The 17,681-nt window shown below is 65.6% G+C and carries 14 protein-coding genes and 2 pseudogenes; 13 read left to right on the top strand and 3 right to left on the bottom strand.

Annotated features, from left to right (window positions below):
• Positions 1–128: 128 nt before the first annotated feature.
• The 13 genes and pseudogenes from ACO1BU_RS31585 to ACO1BU_RS31525 form a co-directional block, all read left to right on the top strand.
• A pseudogene (locus ACO1BU_RS31585) lies at positions 129–1,970 on the top strand (conjugal transfer protein TraG); the annotation flags it as partial.
• Positions 1,967–2,404: a CopG family transcriptional regulator gene (locus tag ACO1BU_RS31580; protein WP_305281318.1), complete on the top strand. Its 438-nt coding sequence runs from the start codon at positions 1,967–1,969 to the stop codon at positions 2,402–2,404. The pseudogene ACO1BU_RS31585 and the gene ACO1BU_RS31580, both read left to right, overlap by 4 nt.
• Before the next feature lie 187 nt (positions 2,405–2,591).
• On the top strand, positions 2,592–3,527 hold the full coding sequence (trbB, locus tag ACO1BU_RS31575; RefSeq protein ID WP_424139916.1) for a P-type conjugative transfer ATPase TrbB: 936 nt from the start codon (positions 2,592–2,594) through the stop codon (positions 3,525–3,527).
• Entirely contained in the window at positions 3,524–3,841 is a 318-nt protein-coding gene (locus ACO1BU_RS31570; RefSeq protein ID WP_293421427.1) for a TrbC/VirB2 family type IV secretion system protein, read from the top strand. Before trbB ends, ACO1BU_RS31570 begins: the two co-directional genes overlap by 4 nt.
• Entirely contained in the window at positions 3,841–4,113 is a 273-nt protein-coding gene (locus ACO1BU_RS31565) for a VirB3 family type IV secretion system protein (protein WP_293421425.1), read from the top strand. Before ACO1BU_RS31570 ends, ACO1BU_RS31565 begins: the two co-directional genes overlap by 1 nt.
• A 10-nt stretch (positions 4,114–4,123) precedes the next feature.
• On the top strand, positions 4,124–6,556 hold the full coding sequence (gene trbE, locus ACO1BU_RS31560; protein ID WP_424139914.1) for a conjugal transfer protein TrbE: 2,433 nt from the start codon (positions 4,124–4,126) through the stop codon (positions 6,554–6,556).
• Positions 6,553–7,296 carry a P-type conjugative transfer protein TrbJ gene (gene trbJ, locus ACO1BU_RS31555; protein WP_424139913.1) on the top strand — a complete coding sequence of 248 codons (744 nt, stop codon included), beginning with the start codon at positions 6,553–6,555 and terminating at the stop codon, positions 7,294–7,296. Before trbE ends, trbJ begins: the two co-directional genes overlap by 4 nt.
• 36 nt (positions 7,297–7,332) lie before the next feature.
• A complete protein-coding gene (trbK-alt, locus tag ACO1BU_RS31550; protein ID WP_424139912.1) occupies positions 7,333–7,596 on the top strand; it encodes a putative entry exclusion protein TrbK-alt in 264 nt (87 codons plus the stop codon).
• Positions 7,596–8,885, top strand: a complete 1,290-nt coding sequence (gene trbL / locus ACO1BU_RS31545; RefSeq protein WP_424139911.1) for a P-type conjugative transfer protein TrbL — start codon at positions 7,596–7,598, stop codon at positions 8,883–8,885. The genes trbK-alt and trbL overlap by 1 nt, the downstream gene beginning before the upstream one ends.
• Positions 8,885–9,568 carry a conjugal transfer protein TrbF gene (gene trbF / locus ACO1BU_RS31540; protein ID WP_481133254.1) on the top strand — a complete coding sequence of 228 codons (684 nt, stop codon included), beginning with the start codon at positions 8,885–8,887 and terminating at the stop codon, positions 9,566–9,568. Before trbL ends, trbF begins: the two co-directional genes overlap by 1 nt.
• Positions 9,568–10,569: a P-type conjugative transfer protein TrbG gene (gene trbG / locus ACO1BU_RS31535; protein WP_424139909.1), complete on the top strand. Its 1,002-nt coding sequence runs from the start codon at positions 9,568–9,570 to the stop codon at positions 10,567–10,569. Before trbF ends, trbG begins: the two co-directional genes overlap by 1 nt.
• Positions 10,566–11,816, top strand: a complete 1,251-nt coding sequence (locus ACO1BU_RS31530; RefSeq protein ID WP_481133253.1) for a TraB/TrbI/VirB10 family type IV secretion system protein — start codon at positions 10,566–10,568, stop codon at positions 11,814–11,816. The genes trbG and ACO1BU_RS31530 overlap by 4 nt, the downstream gene beginning before the upstream one ends.
• A gap of 2 nt (positions 11,817–11,818) precedes the next feature.
• Entirely contained in the window at positions 11,819–12,067 is a 249-nt protein-coding gene (locus ACO1BU_RS31525; protein WP_424139908.1) for a DUF2274 domain-containing protein, read from the top strand.
• Between the two features lie 14 nt (positions 12,068–12,081).
• On the opposite strand, the pseudogene ACO1BU_RS31520 reads toward ACO1BU_RS31525, so the two are convergent.
• The 3 genes and pseudogenes from ACO1BU_RS31520 to ACO1BU_RS31510 form a co-directional block, all read right to left on the bottom strand.
• Positions 12,082–12,978, bottom strand: a pseudogene (locus ACO1BU_RS31520) (LysR family transcriptional regulator); the annotation flags it as partial.
• A gap of 160 nt (positions 12,979–13,138) precedes the next feature.
• A complete protein-coding gene (locus ACO1BU_RS31515; RefSeq protein WP_424139907.1) occupies positions 13,139–16,177 on the bottom strand; it encodes a type III restriction-modification system endonuclease in 3,039 nt (1,012 codons plus the stop codon).
• A 10-nt stretch (positions 16,178–16,187) separates the two neighbouring features.
• The coding region (locus ACO1BU_RS31510; protein WP_424139906.1) for a DNA methyltransferase at positions 16,188–17,681 on the bottom strand (1,494 nt) is incomplete at its 5' end.

Here is a 17,681-nt window from a genome sequence, read left to right as displayed (position 1 = left end):
TCGCGCGACGCTCAAATTCACCGAGCACGGCATCGAAAGCCTCAAGGAACTCTGCCTCGACCAGAAGCGGTGAGCGCGGTCAGCACGTCTGCGCTCGATAGCCCGCGGCCCCGGCCGGATGGATACCCTTCTTCTGGTGGTGGTATTTCTTCGACGCCTATGCGCCGCAGATCTTCTTCGAAGGCGCGCTGATCGCCTCGGCCGGCGGCTTCGCCTCGATCGCCGTCGCCATCGGCATGTCGGTATGGCGCGCGCGCGAAGCCAAGAACGTGACGACCTATGGATCGGCGCGGTGGGCCACGGCGCGCGAACTGCGCACCGCTCAGCTGCTTGGCCCCGACGGGGTGGTCCTGGGGCGCTATCGCCGGGACTATCTGCGCCACGATGGTCCCGAGCATGTGCTGTGCTTTGCGCCCACCCGGTCGGGCAAGGGTGTCGGACTGGTTATCCCGACGCTCCTGACCTGGCCGGGCGCCTGCATCGTTCACGACATCAAGGGCGAGAACTTCAGCCTGACCGCGGGCTGGCGCGCCCGCTTCAGCCGCGTTCTGCGCTTCGATCCCACCGACGCCGATTCCGACGCCTACAATCCCTTGCTGGAAGTCCGCCGCGGCGCCTCTGAGGTGCGCGATGTCCAGAACATCGCCGACATCCTCGTCGACCCCGAAGGCGCCCTGGAAAAGCGAAACCACTGGGAGAAGACCAGCCATGCGCTCTTGGTCGGCGCCATCCTTCACGTCCTCTATGCCGAGGCAGACAAGACGCTGGCCGGCGTCGCCAACTTCCTGTCCGATCCGAGGCGCCCCATTGAGACCACCCTGCGCGCGATGATGACCACGCCTCATCTTGGCGACGACGGCGTCCACCCCGTCGTCGCCTCGGCTGCGCGCGAGCTGCTGAACAAGAGCGAGAACGAGCGATCGGGCGTGCTGTCGACCGCGATGTCGTTCCTGGGGCTCTATCGCGACCCGGTCGTGGCGGGGGTCACCCGCCGGTGCGACTGGCGGATCCGCGATCTCGTCGACCAGCGGCGGCCCGCGACCCTCTATCTGGTCGTGCCGCCCTCAGACATCTCCCGCACCAAGCCGCTCATCCGACTGATCCTCAATCAGGTGGGCCGCCGGCTTACCGAAGACCTCGACGCCAAAGGCCGCCGGCACCGCCTGCTGCTGATGCTCGACGAATTCCCGGCTCTCGGCCGCCTCGACTTCTTCGAGTCCGCCCTGGCCTTCATGGCCGGCTACGGCATCCGCAGCTTCCTGATCGCCCAGAGCCTCAACCAGATCGAAAAGGCCTACGGCCCGAACAATGCGATCCTCGACAACTGCCATGTGCGGGTCAGCTTCGCGACCAACGACGAGCGCACCGCCAAGCGGGTCAGCGACGCGCTGGGCACCGCCACCGAAATCCGCGACGCACGCAACTACGCCGGCCACCGGCTGTCGCCCTGGCTCGGGCATCTGATGGTGTCGCGCCAGGAGACGGCTCGGGCGCTGCTGACCCCCGGCGAGATCATGCAGCTGCCGCCGACCGATGCGATCATCCTGGTCTCCGGCCTGTTCCCGATCCGCGCCAAGAAGGCCCGATACTATGAGGACCGCCGCTTCAAAGCCCGTCTGCTGCCCGCGCCGGTGAAGCCGCGCAAGGCGCCAGGGCCACAGGGTGGTCAGGATCGCGGCGACGACTGGAGCCGCCTCAGCCCCTTGGCGCCGATCGTGTCGCCCGCTGCCGCCGCATCCGTGGGCGGCGAGGAGGCCGACGCGGACCCGGCGAACGCCGGCATTCGCCGCGAACCTGAGATCCCGCCCCACGAAGCCGTCGCGCCCGAGACGGACCGGCCGGCGCGCGAGTTCGAGGTGCTGGAGGACGAGCCGGACGAGGATGGCATGCGAGCGCAGACGCTACAGGCGCGTATGCGAGGCCTGGCGCGGCAGGCTGCCCTGGATCCCGACGACGGGATCGTCCTGTGAAGGCGCCCCCGAGAATCAAGCAGACCTTCCGGATACCGGCGGATCTCAGCCGGGATCTCGCCGACTATGCGCGGCGCCGCCGCGTCGCCCAAGGCGATGTGGTCCAGGCGGCGCTGGCTTCGCACCTGTCCCCCGACGGCGCCGATCGTCTTGAAGCGGCGCTGGCCCGCCGGCTCGATCGCATGTCCCGCCAGATCGATCGGCTTGAGCGCCACGTCATGATCAGCAATGAGACGATCGCCCTGTTCGTGCGCTTCTGGCTGACGGCCGTTCCGCCACTGCCCGACACCGCCCAGGCCGCCGCGCAAGCCAAGGGCCGCGAGCGCTTCGAAGGCTTTGTCGAGACCTTGGGCCGGCGACTCGCCAAGGGCCGCAGCTTCGCCGACGAAATCCTCCGCGACGTTCCCGCCGAGACCGAAGCCGACGAGGACTAAAACCGCCGTTTCCCTGCCGTTGTACGCCAGCGCACTACTACGCCCTCGTCGCTGTTGAACCCGCTTCAGATCGCCGCTTCTTGATTGACCCGTTGAGGATCTCGCCTTCGGCGAGACGCGAGGAAACGGGACGACATCAGTGACCACGGTCGCCTTCCGATCCGAAAGCTTCGCCCGCGGCGCGCGCATGTTGCGCACCGCGCTCGGCGCCGACATCGCCGCCTTCCTCGATGACCCCGCCATCGTCGAGGTGATGCTCAATCCCGATGGACGCCTCTGGGTCGACCGGCTCGCCGGCGGCCTGGAAGACACCGGCGCGCGCCTCAGCGCCGCCGATGGCGAGCGCATCGTGCGCCTTGTCGCCCACCATGTCGGCGCCGAGGTTCATGCCGGCAATCCGCGCGTCTCCGCCGAGTTGCCCGAGACCGGAGAGCGCTTCGAGGGGCTCCTTCCGCCTGTGGTCGCGGCGCCCAGCTTCGCGATCCGCAAGCCTGCGGTCGCGGTCTTCACCCTGTCGGACTATGTCGAGGCGGGGATCATGCGCGCGGACCAGGCGCAGAGCCTGCGCGCCGCCGTCCACGCCCGTAAGAACATCCTGGTCGCCGGCGGCACCTCGACCGGCAAGACCACCCTGGTCAATGCGCTGCTGGCCGAGGTGGCGCAGACAGGCGACCGCGTCGTCCTCATCGAGGACACGCGCGAACTGCAATGCGCCGCGCCCAATCTTGTGGCCCTGCGCACCAAGGACGGCGCTGCGAGCCTGACCGATCTGGTCCGCTCGGCGCTTCGGCTGCGCCCCGACCGCATTCCCATCGGCGAAGTGCGCGGCGGCGAGGCGCTCGATCTGATCAAGGCCTGGGGCACCGGCCATCCCGGCGGTGTCGGCACTCTGCACGCGGGTTCGGCGCTCGGGGCGCTGCGCCGGCTCGAGCAACTGGTCCAGGAGGCGGTGATCACCGTCCCGCGCGCGCTGATCGCCGAAACCATCGATCTCATTGCGGTTCTGTCGGGCCGCGGCGCCGCCCGCCGCCTGGCCGAACTCACGCACGTCGAGGGGCTCGGCCCCGACGGCGACTACCGGCTCGTCCCTCAGCTGCCTTCCTCGCCAGGAGATCTGCCATGACCCCTCTTTGCCGTCGCCTCACCGGCGCCGCGACCTTCGCCTTGTTCGCCATCGTGACCGCGCCGGCCTATGCGGCCGGCTCCAACATGCCTTGGGAAGCCCCACTCCAGTCGATCCTGGAGTCGATCCAGGGGCCGGTGGCCAAGATCATCGCGGTGATGATCATCATCGTCACCGGTCTCACCCTGGCGTTCGGCGACACCTCGGGCGGCGCCCGCAAAATGATCCAGATCGTCTTTGGCCTTTCGATCGCCTTCGCCGCCAGCTCCTTCTTCCTGTCCTTCTTCTCCTTTGGCGGCGGGGCGCTGATCTGATGCTCGGCGCGGACGAACCCGCCGTCGGCTTCTATGCGCCGGTCCGGCGCAGCCTCACCGAGCCGATCCTGCTCGGCGGCGCGCCGCGGTCACTGGCCATCATCAACGGCACGCTTGCCGCCGCCTTGGGCCTGGGCCTCCGCTTGTGGCTGGCCGGCCTGCTGATCTGGTTCGTCGGGCACATGGCCGCAGTGTGGGCCGCAAAGCGCGATCCGGCTTTCGTCGAGGTTGTCCGCCGCCACCTGCGCTACCCCACCCATCTCGGCGCATGAGGCAGGCGCGATGCTGAATCTCGCTGAATATCGCGGCAAATCGCAAAGCCTTTCCGACTTCCTGCCCTGGGCGGCGCTGGTCAGCGAGGGCGTGATCCTCAACAAAGATGGGAGCTTTCAACGCACGGCCCGGTTCCGCGGGCCGGATCTCGATAGCGCCACGCCGGCCGAGCTCGTCGCCACCACCTCACGGCTCAACAACGCGCTGCGCCGGCTCGGCTCGGGCTGGGCCATCTTCGTCGAGGCCCAGCGCCATGCGGCAGGCGCCTATCCGCCAGGCGTCTTTCCCGACGGCGTCTCGAACCTGGTCGACCATGAACGCCGGGCTCAGTTCGACGAGGCGGGCGCGCATTTCGAGTCGTCTTATTTCCTCACGCTGGTCTGGTTGCCGCCAGCGGAGGACGCCGCACGCGCCGAAGCCTGGCTCTATGAGGGACGCGACCAGTCAGGAGTCGACGGGCGCGAGCAACTCGCCGCCTTCATCGATCGCACCAATCGGGTCCTGAATCTGATCGAGGGCTTCATGCCCGAGGCCGCCTGGCTCTCCGATGTCGAAACGCTGACCTATCTCCACGCAACCATCTCCACGCGCCGGCACCGGGTCCGCGTGCCCGAAACGCCGATGCACCTGGACGCCTTCCTCGCCGACCAGCCGCTGATTGGAGGGCTGGAGCCGCGCCTGGGAGAGGCTCATCTGCGCACGCTGACGGTGATGGGTTTTCCCTCGCAGACCTGGCCGGGCCTGCTGGACGACCTCAATCGCCTCGCCTTCGACTATCGCTGGGTGACGCGGGCGATCTGCCTGGACAAGACCGACGCCGCCAAGGTGCTCGGCCGTATCCGCCGCCAGTGGTTCGCCAAGCGCAAGTCGATCGCGGCCATGCTCAAGGAGATCATGACCAACGAGGCCTCGGCCTTGATGGATACCGACGCCGCGAACAAGGCGGCCGACGCCGATCTGGCGCTCCAGGAGCTGGGATCCGATCTGGTCGGAACGGCCTATGTCACCGCCACCGTGACGGTGTGGGACAAGGACCCCCGCGTCGCCGAGGAACGGCTTCGACTGGTCGAGAAGGTCATTCAGGGCCGCGACTTCACCTGTATGGCCGAGCGGGTCAACGCCGTCGAAGGCTGGCTCGGCAGCCTGCCCGGTCACGTCTACGCCAATGTCCGCCAGCCCCCGATCTCAACGCTGAATCTGGCGCACATGATGCCGTTTTCGGCGGTCTGGGCCGGGCCGGAACGGGACGAGCATTTCGATGCCCCGCCACTCTTTCTCGCCAAGACGGAAGGGTCGACGCCGTTTCGCTTCTCGCTCCATGTCGGCGACGTCGGACACACCCTGGTGGTTGGGCCTACCGGCGCGGGCAAGTCGGTGCTGCTGGCGCTGATGGCGCTCCAGTTTCGCCGCTATGCCGGCTCCCAGGTCTTTGCCTTCGATTTCGGCGGATCGATCCGGGCGGCTGCGCTCGCCATGGGCGGCGACTGGCATGACCTGGGCGGATCGCTTGCCGAGGACGCCGCCGAACCCGTGGCCTTGCAACCGCTGGCCGGGATCGATGGCGACGACGAGCGCGCCTGGGCGGCCGAGTGGGTCGCCGCAGTTCTCGCGCGCGAAAAGGTGGACGTCACCCCCGACGTGAAGGAGCTGGTCTGGTCCGCCCTCAACAATCTCGCCTCCGCTCCGAAGGCCGAACGCACCCTGACCGGACTGTCGGTCCTGCTGCAAAGCCAGGCCCTCAAGCAGGCGCTCAAGCCCTTCTGCGTCGGCGGTCCCTGGGGGCGCCTGCTCGACGCTGAGGCCGAGCGGATCGGCGAGGCCGATGTGCTGGCCTTCGAGACCGAAGGGCTGATCGGCACCGGCGCTGCCGGACCGGTGCTCGCCTATCTCTTCCACCGCATCGAGCGCCGGCTCGACGGTCGACCGACCCTGCTGATCGTGGACGAAGGCTGGCTGGCTCTCGACGACCAAGGCTTCGCCAGCCAGCTGCGCGAGTGGCTGAAGACGCTGCGCAAGAAGAATGCGAGTGTCGTCTTCGCCACCCAGTCGCTCGCCGACATCGACGGCTCGGTCATCGCGCCAGCCATCATTGAGAGCTGCCCGACGCGGCTGTTTCTGCCCAATGAGCGCGCGCTCGAGCCGCAGATCGCCGCCATCTATCGGCGCTTCGGCCTCAATGACCGGCAGATCGAGATCCTTAGCCGCGCCACGCCCAAGCGCGACTATTACTGCCAGTCACGCCGCGGCAATCGCCTGTTCGAACTGGGCTTGGGCGAGGTCGCGCTCGCCTTCACCGCAGCGTCCAGCAAGGCCGATCAAAGCCTGATCGGCCGCCTGATGGCCGAACAGGGCGCCCAAGGCTTCGCCAAGGCCTGGCTCGAAGCGCGCGGCGCCGCCTGGGCCGCAGATCTGATCCACCCCCAGCAGGAGACCATGCCATGAATGCCCGCCTTCGCTCGCTCCTGGCCGCCGGTGTAGCGGCTGTGACCCTCTCGGCGCTGATCGTTCCCGCCCAAGCCCAGATCACCGTTTGGGATCCGACCAACTACACCCAGAACGTCCTGCAGGCGGCGCGCTCGCTCCAGCAGGTCACCAATCAGATCACCTCGCTGCAGAACGAGGCGCAAAGCCTGATCAACCAGGCCCGCAACCTGACCAGCCTGCCCCATTCCTCGCTGCAACAGCTCCAGCAGTCGGTGGCCCGCACCCAGCAGCTTCTGAATGAGGCGCAAGGCATCGCCTACGACGTCCAGCAGATCGACCGGGCGTTTCAGACGAGCTACGCGCCGGCCCGGGCCTCCAGCTCCGACCAAGCGCTTTTCGCCTCGGCCCGCCAGCGCTGGGAAACCTCGGTGAAGGCGCTGCAGGACGCCATGCGCGTGCAGGCCGGCGTCGTCGGCAACATCGAGACCAACCGCACCCAGATGTCGGCCCTGGTGGGCGCCAGCCAGTCGGCGACCGGGGCGCTGCAGGCCGCCCAGGCCGGCAACCAGCTCCTCGCGTTGCAGGCCCAGCAGCTGGCCGACCTGACGGCGGCCGTCGCCGCCCAAGGCCGCGCCCAAAGTCTCGAAGCCGCCCAACGGGCCGCCGCCGCCGATCAGGGCCGCGAGCAGCTTCGCCGCTTCCTGACGCCCGGCCCCGGCTATCAGCCGACCGACGTCACCATGTTCCACGATCGCTGACGCATCATGCGCCTCTTCCGCCCGTTCGCGATTGGGATGAAGCCACCGAGGCCGGGCCGAGCCTTTCTCGTGCTCGGCCTCGGCGTCGTGGTCGTTGCGCTGCTTCTATGGCTCTCCGCAAAGGCGACTGGCGACGCCGGACCGAGCGCTCAGCCCGCGCCCTCCGGCAAGACAGATCCGCTCCGCGCCAACCTCCTCCGCTGCAACGAGCTGGGCGCCGCCGCACTCGATGACGCGGCCTGCAAGGAAGCTTGGTCCGAGAATCGTCGCCGCTTCCTGGGCGCGCGGGAGGCCCGTTGATGGAAGGCACCGGCGTCATCGACCGCTTCCTGGAGGTCTTCACCCGCTACATCGACAGCGGCTTTGGCCTTCTTCAAGGCGAGGTGGCGTGGCTGGCGTCCACCCTCATCGTTATCGACGTGACGCTCGCAGCGCTGTTCTGGGCCTGGGGCGCGGACGACGACATCCTGGCGCGCCTGGTCAAGAAGACCCTGTTCGTTGGCGTCTTCGCCTTCATCATCGGCAACTGGAACACGCTGGCTCGGATCGTGTTCGAGAGCTTCGCCGGGCTGGGATTACAGGCCTCGGGCACGAGTCTGAGCGCGGCGGAGTTTCTGCGCCCGGGCCGCGTCGCCCAGGTCGGTCTCGACGCCGGCCGGCCCATCCTGGAGTCCATCTCCGGGCTGATGGGCTACATCAGCTTCTTCGAGAACTTCATCCAGATCGCCGTGCTGCTGCTGGCCTGGGCGATCGTGCTGCTGTCGTTCTTCATCCTCGCCATCCAGCTCTTCATCAGCCTGATCGAGTTCAAGCTCGCCACCCTGTGTGGCTTCGTGCTGGTGCCCTTCGGTCTGTTCAACAAGACCGCCTTCATGGCCGAACGGGTCCTCGGCCTGGTCATCAGCTCAGGGGTCAAGGTTCTGGTGCTCGCCGTCGTGGTTGGCATCGGCTCGACCCTGTTTGGCGAATTCACCCAAGGTTTCCAGGCCCAGCCCACGATCGAGGACGCCATGGCTCTGGTCCTGGCCGCCCTCTCGCTGCTGGGTCTCGGCATCTTCGGTCCGTCCATCGCCAACGGCATCGTGTCGGGCGGCCCGCAGCTGGGCGCCGGCGCGGCAGTCGGAACAGGGCTGGCCGCCGGCGGCGCAGTGCTGGCCGGCGCGGCCGGCGCGCGCATGACGGGCGGCGCGGCGCTGGCCGCTGTGCGGGGCGGGGCGAGCGTCGCCGGCGGCGCATCGACCGCCTACCAGCTGGGCAGCGCCGCCAAGGGCGGCAGCGTCGCGGGCGGTCTTTCCAGCGTCGCTCAGGCGGGCGCCTCGGCGGCGGCGTCGCCGCTACGCAAGGCGGCTGCGGACCTTGGCCAACGCTATCAGGCTGGCGGACGCGCCGCCTTCGAAGGCCTTGGCGGCAGGGTCTCTGGCGCGAGCCCCGCCAATGACGCCGGCTCGGCGCCGGGCGAGCCTGGCTGGGCCAAGGCCATGCGGCGGCGGCAATCGGCGGTGCATGGCGTCCAAACCGCCGTCCACGCCGTGCGGGCCGGCGACGGTGGCGGCGCAGGATCTTCCGTCAGTGTCCGAGAGGGTGAGTGATGCTCTTCAAACGATCGTCGACGCGCTATGGCCGAACACCCGAACCCGAAACGCCGTATCAGCGCGCGGCCCAGGCTTGGGATGACCGGATCGGCTCGGCGCGTGTGCAGGCCCGCAACTGGCGCCTCATGGCGTTTGGGTCGCTCTTTCTCTCGGCCGGCCTTGCGGCCGCCGTGGTCTGGCAGGCCGCCTCGGGCACCGTGGTGCCGTGGGTGGTGCAGGTCGACCGTCTCGGTCAGGCGCAGGCGGTTGCACCGGCCGACGCCAGCTATCGGCCGACCGATCCGCAGATCGCCTGGCATCTGGCCCGCTTCATTGAGCAGACGCGCGCGATCCCGGCCGATCCCATCGTGCTGCGCCAGAACTGGCTGCGCGCCTACGACTACACCACCGACCAAGGCGCCCTGGCGCTCAATGACTACGCCCGCGTCAACGACCCCTTCGCCAAGCTCGGTCGCGAACAGGTCTCAACCGAGGTCTCCAGCGTCATCCGGGCCTCGCCCGACAGCTTCCGCGTCGCCTGGGTCGAACGCCGCTATGTCGACGGCGCCCTGGCCGCCACCGAGCGGTGGACGGCCATTCTAACCATCACCATCCAAACCCCCCGCGACGTGGAGCGCCTGCGTAAGAACCCGCTCGGCGTCTACGTCCACGCCCTCAACTGGTCCAAGGAGCTCGGCTGATGCGACTGACCGCACTCCCTCTCGTTTTACTCGCCTCGGTATCCGTCGCCGCCTGCTCCCACACCTGGACGCCGCCCGACATTACCTATGACGCCGCGGCGACCCCGCAGCCGGCGGTCCTGGAAGCGGAGCCGCCCAAAGCGGTTGAGATCGTCGAAATACCGACGCCCCTGCCGCTTCCGGGCCAGCTGCAGCGAATCCCGGAGGCGCGACCGCAGCCGCCCGAGCCGGCAGACCCGCGAGCACGCGTCGAGGCCGCCAACAGCGCCGCCCGCATCCAGCCCAGCCGGTCCGGCTACTTTAATGCGGTGCAGGTCTACCCCTATGCCGACGGCGCGCTTTACCAAGTCTATACCGCGCCGGGCCAGGTCACCGACATCGCCTTGCAAGCGGGCGAGCAACTGGTCGGCGCCGGTCCCGTGGCTGCCGGCGACACGGTGCGCTGGATCATCGGCGACACCGAAAGCGGAAGCGGCGCGAACCGGAGGATCCACATTCTGGTGAAGCCGACCCGCGCGGACCTGCAGACCAATCTCGTCATCAACACCGACCGGCGCACCTATCACCTCGAGCTGAGGGCGGCCGAGCGGACCTATATGGCGAGCGTCTCCTGGTCCTATCCGCAGGACGAACTCATTGCCCTGCGCCGCCAGAACGCCGAGGCGCGGGCGGCGCAGCCTGCGGCCACCAGTCCGCTCGATGCTCTGGAGTCGCTCAATTTCCGCTACCGCATCGAGGGCGACAATCCGGCCTGGCGGCCGGTCCGGGCCTTCGACGACGGGCGCCAGGTGTTCATCGAATTTCCCAGCGGCATCGCCCAGGGCGAAATGCCCCCGTTGTGGATCATCGGCGCCCAAGGCGGAGCCGAGCTGGTCAACTACCGCGTTCGCGGTCGCTACATGGTCGTCGACCGGCTCTTCGGCGGCGCGGAACTTCGTCTCGGCGCCGATCGCCAGCGGCGCGTGCGGATCGTGCGCATAGACGGGAGGCCGGCGTCGTGACGGCGGGCGATGCCGATGGCGCGCCGGCCGATCGGCCGCGCCCGGAAAACGAGATCGCCGAGGAGCTGCGCCTGCGACCCGAGCGGCCCAAGGTCGTTCGACTGTCGCGCAAGGTCCTCGGCATCCTCGCCGGCGTGTCCGCGCTGGCCATTGGCGGCAGCCTGATCTGGGCGCTTCAGTCCAGTCGCCCCGCAGACCCGGCCGAGCTCTACAACACCGACAATCGCTCCACGGCCGACGGCCTGTCGCGCCTGCCCGCCGACTATGCGGCGCTGCCGCGGCAAGCGCCGCCGCTTGGGCCGCCGCTCCCGGGAGATCTTGGCCGACCCATGTTGAATGCGGGCGTTCAGCCCGAGCCCCTCCCCGGCGCGCCGGCGCCAGCAGCGCCCGCGCCCGATCCCGAAGCCCAGCGATTGGCGCAGGAACGCCAGCGGCTTGCTCAGGAACGCGAAGCCGCCCGCGCCAGTCGTTTGTTCGCCAGCGAGACGCAGGCGTCCGCCGAGGCCGGCGGGGCCGCCGCCGGGGCGCCGTTGGGTTCGCCTGACAGCATCCCGCGTGGCGTTGCCGCCGCAGCGGGTGGCGGTCCCTCAGCGCCGGCGAGCGATGCAGAGCGGCGTCTGGCGTTCCTCAATGGGGCGGCGGAGCGCCGGACGGCGAGCGCCGAAGCGCTCCAGGCGCCGCTCAGTCCTTTTACGGTTCAGGCGGGTGCAGTGATCGCCGCCGCCATGGTGACCGGGCTTCGCTCCGACCTTCCTGGACAGATCACGGCCCAGGTGACCGAGAACGTCTACGACAGCCCCACCGGGCGTATTCTCCTCATCCCGCAGGGCGCGCGGCTCATCGGCCAGTACGACGCCGAGGTCGCGTTCGGGCAATCGCGCGCCTTGCTCGTGTGGAACCGCCTGATCTTGCCCAACGGGCGCTCGATCGTTCTGGAACGGCAACCGGGCGCCGACGCCTCCGGTTACGCCGGCCTTGAGGACGAGGTCGATAATCACTGGGGCCAGCTCTTCCGCGGCGCCGTGCTGTCCACGCTGCTGAGCATCGGCGCCGAAGCCGGTTCATCGTCGGACGAGAGCGACCTCCTGCAAGCCATCCGGCGGGGCGCCTCCGACAGCATCAGTCAGACCGGCCGTCAGATTGTGGGCCGTTCGCTCAACATCCAGCCCACGATCACCATCCGGCCGGGATTTCCGGTGCGGGTCATCGTCACCCGCGATCTCGTGCTCGAACCCTACGGAGGTTGAACATGGCGGCGCTGAAACTGGGCGCGATCACGGATGACCGGCCTGTCCGGCTGACCATCGAACTTCCCGCGGCCGTGCATCGCGATCTCACGGCCTATGCCGAAGTGCTGGCGCGGGAAACCGGGACGGCCACCGAGCCGGCCAAGCTGGTCGCGCCGATGCTGGCGCGGTTCATGGCCTCCGACCGCGCCTTCGCCAAAGCGCGGCGATCAGTATCGCACGCCTCCGCCACCCGAGCCGGATCGACGTAGCCGCGCTTGAGAAACGACCAGAAGCGCCGCAGTGGCGGGTTGTCATTGCTAGCGTCGCGATAGGCGGTGAGCGGGACGAGCGCCTGGTCGCCGCCAGCCAAGGGAATCGCCACCACGCCCTGCGGCAGGCTCCCAAGGGCAGACTCGATCATCAGGGTGAGGCCGAGGCCCATCCCCACCATCGACAATACGGTTTCACGGCTGATCGAATGGGAGCGGGTCACCGGTCTACGCCCGTGCCTGTCCATCCTGCCCGCAAGCAATTTCACCGCCTCGGCGGCGACGCTTTGGGCGGCGACAAGAAGCGTCTCCTCCTCAAGGTCGGACCACTGCACTTCAGAGGAGCCTGACAGCGGGTGACCCTGGGCTATGAGGACATGCAACCGCTCATGCCAGAGAAGCAGCGGCTCGCCGAGCTTGTCGTCCGGTGCCCCGTGAAGGACGGCAATGTCGATCGCGCGCGAACTGATGCCCTCCACCATCCGAAATCTGTCCCCCTCGACGAGCTGGAGATCGACTTCCGGATGCTCCTCGGCATAGGCGCTCAGGGCGGTCCGCAAACGGCCTGCCGATAAAGATGTGGTGAGGCCGAGCGTCAGCTTGCCAGCCGCGCCGCGGCTGGTCGCGGCGGCGTTGATGACCGCCAGATCGAGGACGCGCAGGGCTTCGCGAGCCTCTTCGAAGAAGGCTGCCCCGGCCTTGGTCGGCTCGACTCCAATCGAGGATCGGTGAAAGAGCGAGACGGTAAGTGCGTCTTCAAGCGCGCAGAGTCGGTGGCTCAAGGCCGCCTCGCTCATCCCGATCGCCGTGGCGGTACGGCGAAGGCTACGATGCTCAGCGATTGCAAGCACCAGACGAACCGAAGCCAGATCCAGGCCGAGGCGACGGCTGGGTTTTACGCCAGCCCTCATGTCATAGAGTTCCGATCATCATGGCGTGTCCACGGCCGCTTTTTGCACGGCACGGTAGAGCCAGATGCTTACAGGTCCGTGACAGTCACCGAATATCTTTTTCGATGAATCTCAGGACATTCGGGTGCCTGCGCATCACCTTTACAACGGCCGTGTGAAATCAAGCAGCAGCTTGCCCGACAATGTCCATGAGCTTCGCATAGTCCGTCACGACATCATATCTCACGCGATCATCAGACACGCGGCGACCGATCTCATCAAAGAATTTCCGGGCGCATGCAATTTTGGTGTTTTCGATTTCACGCAGCTTCATCGATGACATCGTACCCTTCGTCTCGGCTACAAAGTAGATGTGCCTAACGCTGCCTTCCTTAAAGGAGATGGCCCAGTCGGGGTTGTAGTCTCCGACAGGGGTCGGAATCAGGAAGCCGCGCGGCAGCTTGGCGTAGACCACGACCTCGCTGGCGGTATCGAGCTCGTCGGCAAACTTTCGTTCGATGTCGGAGTCGGTGACGACGTAGTCGTAGACGTGCCGCTTGAGCTTGGCTGAGGCCTTGGAGAAGTCGTGTCCGGTCTGGTTCGCGGTGAAGATGTCAACGTCGTAGCGCTCGGCCAGCCCGTCATACGCCAGCCGCTCAATCACCATTGTGGCCTTCTGCTCGGCGATGATCCGCGATGCTTCGGCGATGAAGTGCTCGGGGTTCTCCTTGAACTGTCCGAACACGGTCGCCTGGATGCCGGTGAGAATCTCAGCTGCCGTCTTCCGCGTGAGCTCGCTCTTTTCGGCGATCTTGCCGAGGAGGTCGTACTTCACGAGCGAATGGACCGACCCGCCGCGCTCAGTCGTCGATCCTGTCAGGGCAAAACCATCACCCGCCTTAAGCTGCTCATCAGTCAGCCCATCGCCCTGAACCCCGGATTGGACCGTATACTGAAGCGGTGTCACGCGGAGCTGGCTATCGAGAGCGCTGACGCATTTGCGGATCAACTCCTCGGAATTGAACTCGACGCGATAGACGGCCTTCTGGTTGATACGCCGCCAGAGCTCCTGGAACTCCTTCTTCTCGAAATTCGCGTTCAGCGGATTGGCCTTCGGCTTGCGGCCGTCCTCGACCTTCGGCAGCTGCGCATCGCTGAACACACTGTCGATGATCTGGAAGATCTGATCGGCATGCGCCTTCAGCTCGTCAGGCAAAGCCGCGAGCGTCCCGGCCTCCTTCGCCTGGTGATAGGCGTCGGTGATCTGGTCCGCTTCGTCCGAATAGTCGTTCTTCACCAAGTAGCGGTAGATCTGCTTCGCCATGGCTGGCGTGATCTCGACCGCGCCGGCATCGGTCGTGATGGTCTTGCCGGTGAAGAAGGCCTCGGTGGCTTTTCGGGGTCGGGACGTCAGGGTGTCGGCGATCTCCCGCTGGAGCCCCGCCACGAAGTTCTTGTAGCTCTCGCTGGCGACGACGGTGAGGACGTTGATGTCATGGACGACCGCCGGATTGTCCATTCGGTCGCCGTTCTGATCGACCGACAGGCGAAGTCCGCGGCCAACCTCCTGGCGCCGCGACACGGTGTTGTCGCTGTGTTTGAGCATGCACATGACGAAGACGTTGGGATTGTCCCACCCTTCCCGAAGCGCGGAATGCGAGAAGATGAACCGCGTGGGCTCCGCGAAGGAAAGCAGCCGTTCCTTGTCCTTCAGGATCAGGTCATAAGCGTCTACGTCGTCAGAATCGACCGACCGCGCGCCTACGGCAGGGTCCTTCAGCCGGTTGGTCTTCTTGTCGATCGAGAAATAGCCGTTGTGCGTCTTGGCCGCACCGATGCCAGCCAAGTGCTTGCGGTAGGCGTCGTTATCGATCGCCAGCTCCGACAGATACTCCGCCTTGAGAAGCTCATACTCCTCCTCGAACACGCGGGCATACTCGCCCTTCTCATCGGCCTGAGCGTAGTCGCGGTACTTCACGACCTCGTCGATGAAGAAAAGCGACAGCACCTTGATCCCTAGTGCGAAGAGCTGCTTCTCCTTGTCCAGATGCGCCTTGATCGTCTCGCGGATCTGGATGCGGCGGATGTCGCGCTCGGACACGTCGCCGGTCGCCTCCCCGGCCCGTAGCACCAGGCCGTTGGTGAACTCGACCGTGTCATTGCGCGCGTCGATCTGGGAGATCGTGAATCCGTCGCGGTATTGATCCAGCTCGCCCGACTCGGCGAACAAGTCGTCCCGGAACTCCAGTCGCCTAAGCTGACGCTTGATCTCGCCGCTCGCGAGCTTCACCTCCGTCTCAAGCCGCGCCACCGGCGCCTTATTCGAGATCTCGATTCCCTCGAGGTACAGATAGGCGTTCATGCCGGCGAGCCCACGCGTCTGGATGCCCCGGACTGCGATCTTCTTCACCAGCTTTTGGTTGTAGGCGTCGAGCGCATCGAGCCTGTGAACACGGTTGTGCTGCGTCTTGTGGGTCGCCGAGTAGCGCAGGATCATCAGCGGCTTGAACTTCGGCAGCGCCTCCATCGTGGCCGCGCCTTCCATTTTCTGTGGCTCGTCGAGGATCAGGATCGGCCGGTTGCTGGCGATGACGTCGATCGGCTTGCGCGACTGGAAGTCGTCCAGCTCCTCATAGATGCGCCGATTGTCGGCGCCGCGTGCCGCAAACGCCTGGATGTTGATGACCATCACGTTGATGCCGGCGTCCGACGAGAAGCTCTCGATCTCGTGCAGACGCTTGGAATTATAGATGAAGAAGCGCGCCTTCTTGCCGTAGCTCTCGGTGAAGTGGTCGGCGGTGATCTGCAACGACTTGTGGACGCCCTCCCGGATGGCGATCGAAGGCACCATGATGATGAACTTCGACCAACCGTAACGCTTGTTCATCTCGAAGATCGTCTTGATGTAGCAATAGGTCTTGCCGGTCCCCGTCTCCATCTCGACGTCGAGGTTGATCCGGCACCCGGCGCTGGCAACCAGCTTATCGGACACCGGCAGGTTCTGACGGCGCTGGACGTCCTTGACGTTGGCCAGCACCTGCAGCTCGGTCAGCGCCAGGTCAGCGTTCTTGAACCCCTCCTCAAAGGCACTCGTCTGCACCTTTCGGCCCGGATCGATCCGGTAGGTGATCCCGTTCGACATCGGCTGCCCGGCGAAGCAGTCCACGACTGCTTTCACAGCCTCGGTCTGATAGGGCTGGACCTTGAATTTCAGCTTCATGGCCGTCCCCTCAGATCGACTTCACGTCGGTGCCGGGGGAGACCTGGCGGAAGACCTGCTCAACATTGATCTTCACCGCATCGGACACAAAGCCATTGTCGCGGAACACGACCCGCAACGGCTCGCGGCCGGCAAGCTCCTTCACAAGCTCCTCTGTCACGCCGGTCGCGAAGCAGGCAGCGAGCGCGTTTTCATCCACGAAGAACACGGTCTTGCCCTGAATCGTCTCGCGTCGGATGGGCAGCGTCAGGTCAACGCCCCAATCGACGAGCACCTGGAATAGCAGGTCCTCGGCGCTGCGATCCGGCCTGATATTGTCGACGGCGCCGAGCAGATCTTTCTGATCAATCTGGTCGGGGCGGTAGTACACATCCTGCATATTAGACGTGTCGATCTTCAACACACGGAAGCCAACATCGCGATCCCACCCAGGGTGGCAGTCACCTTCAAGGACTTTTTGCCCGGCACGCCGGATTCGTTCCTTGGTGATCTCAGCGATTGTTGCAAAACCTGCGTTGCCAGCTCTTGTAGTCGGATCAACAGTTTCTGGCATCTGCACAGCTATGAACCTACGATTGCCTCCATCAAACGAATTCTGCAGCATCGTTGCATGGGCCGTCGTCCCTGATCCGGCAAAGAAATCGAGAAATACACCAGTCTTTGATGAAGCCATTTGAACGAAATACCGGATTAGAGCCAGCGGCTTCGGGTAGTCATCAAAGACTATTCCGATATCATCTAGCTCCGCCGTAGCCTTCTGGGATCCGCCAAATCCAGTAAGCCAAGAGATGACATGACTGGGCTCACCTCGAACTTTTATCGCCTCCACGGCACCCGAGGTCGTCAACTCAAAAGTTGTCACCTGACCTTTCGAATCGGTAATCGGCTGACAATTATTTCTGATAAACTCTTCCAGTAAATCCCGTGAGCTCCATCCGCTGTATATAGTAACAGGGGCCAGCGTCTTCCTATCAGACACGGGAACGTTATCTTTGAAATGCGGCCACGCATCATTGCGGGAGGCAATCTCCCCTTCGTCAAACGCTGCTGGGAACCCGGTCGGGAGCGTGATGGAGCTGGGCGGATTCTTCGGGCCATTCTTTACAATCGTGTTTCTTATTTCAGGGCGATAGATTTTGCTGGTTTCAGGTACATTTGGGTCGACCGCCAAAGGGTGCGGAAAGCTAGCTTCGTCCTTCGCATAAGCAAGAATATACTCATGGCAATACTTGAACTTGGCCTGATTGTCGAAATTCCCGTCTGTACGCCATGCAAAGGTGCAGACTGCATTCTCGAACCCAAAGACCTCATCCATAAGAAGCTTCAACTGCGCCACTTCTCGATGATTGATCGAGCAAAAGATGATACCATCCGTCGCTAGTGTCCCGAACCAGAAATTCGTTCTTGTATTCGGCTCAAGGGAGGTGAGAGGCTTCTCGGCCAGTCCAGGAGGTCGGGATGGGACGTCGGGCGGTTGCGCTTGAGCTGAGTGAGGCGGAGCGGG

This window comes from Roseomonas chloroacetimidivorans, from assembly GCF_049629625.1.
GTDB lineage: Bacteria > Pseudomonadota > Alphaproteobacteria > Acetobacterales > Acetobacteraceae > Roseomonas > Roseomonas chloroacetimidivorans.
The sequence above is the reverse complement of the archived record's forward strand: the minus strand, read 5'-3'. Positions and strand labels throughout refer to the sequence as shown.

Excerpts from the sequence above, each read along its gene's own strand:
- ACO1BU_RS31525 (WP_424139908.1), top strand. The coding sequence starts at position 11,819 with ATGGCGGCGCTGAAACTGGGCGCGATCACGGATGACCGGCCTGTCCGG.
- trbK-alt (WP_424139912.1), top strand. The coding sequence starts at position 7,333 with ATGAAGCCACCGAGGCCGGGCCGAGCCTTTCTCGTGCTCGGCCTCGGC.
- trbL (WP_424139911.1), top strand. The coding sequence starts at position 7,596 with ATGGAAGGCACCGGCGTCATCGACCGCTTCCTGGAGGTCTTCACCCGC.
- ACO1BU_RS31515 (WP_424139907.1), bottom strand. The coding sequence starts at position 16,177 with ATGAAGCTGAAATTCAAGGTCCAGCCCTATCAGACCGAGGCTGTGAAA.
- trbF (WP_481133254.1), top strand. The coding sequence starts at position 8,885 with ATGCTCTTCAAACGATCGTCGACGCGCTATGGCCGAACACCCGAACCC.
- ACO1BU_RS31565 (WP_293421425.1), top strand. The coding sequence starts at position 3,841 with ATGCTCGGCGCGGACGAACCCGCCGTCGGCTTCTATGCGCCGGTCCGG.
- trbG (WP_424139909.1), top strand. The coding sequence starts at position 9,568 with ATGCGACTGACCGCACTCCCTCTCGTTTTACTCGCCTCGGTATCCGTC.
- trbB (WP_424139916.1), top strand. The coding sequence starts at position 2,592 with ATGTTGCGCACCGCGCTCGGCGCCGACATCGCCGCCTTCCTCGATGAC.
- ACO1BU_RS31570 (WP_293421427.1), top strand. The coding sequence starts at position 3,524 with ATGACCCCTCTTTGCCGTCGCCTCACCGGCGCCGCGACCTTCGCCTTG.
- trbJ (WP_424139913.1), top strand. The coding sequence starts at position 6,553 with ATGAATGCCCGCCTTCGCTCGCTCCTGGCCGCCGGTGTAGCGGCTGTG.
- trbE (WP_424139914.1), top strand. The coding sequence starts at position 4,124 with ATGCTGAATCTCGCTGAATATCGCGGCAAATCGCAAAGCCTTTCCGAC.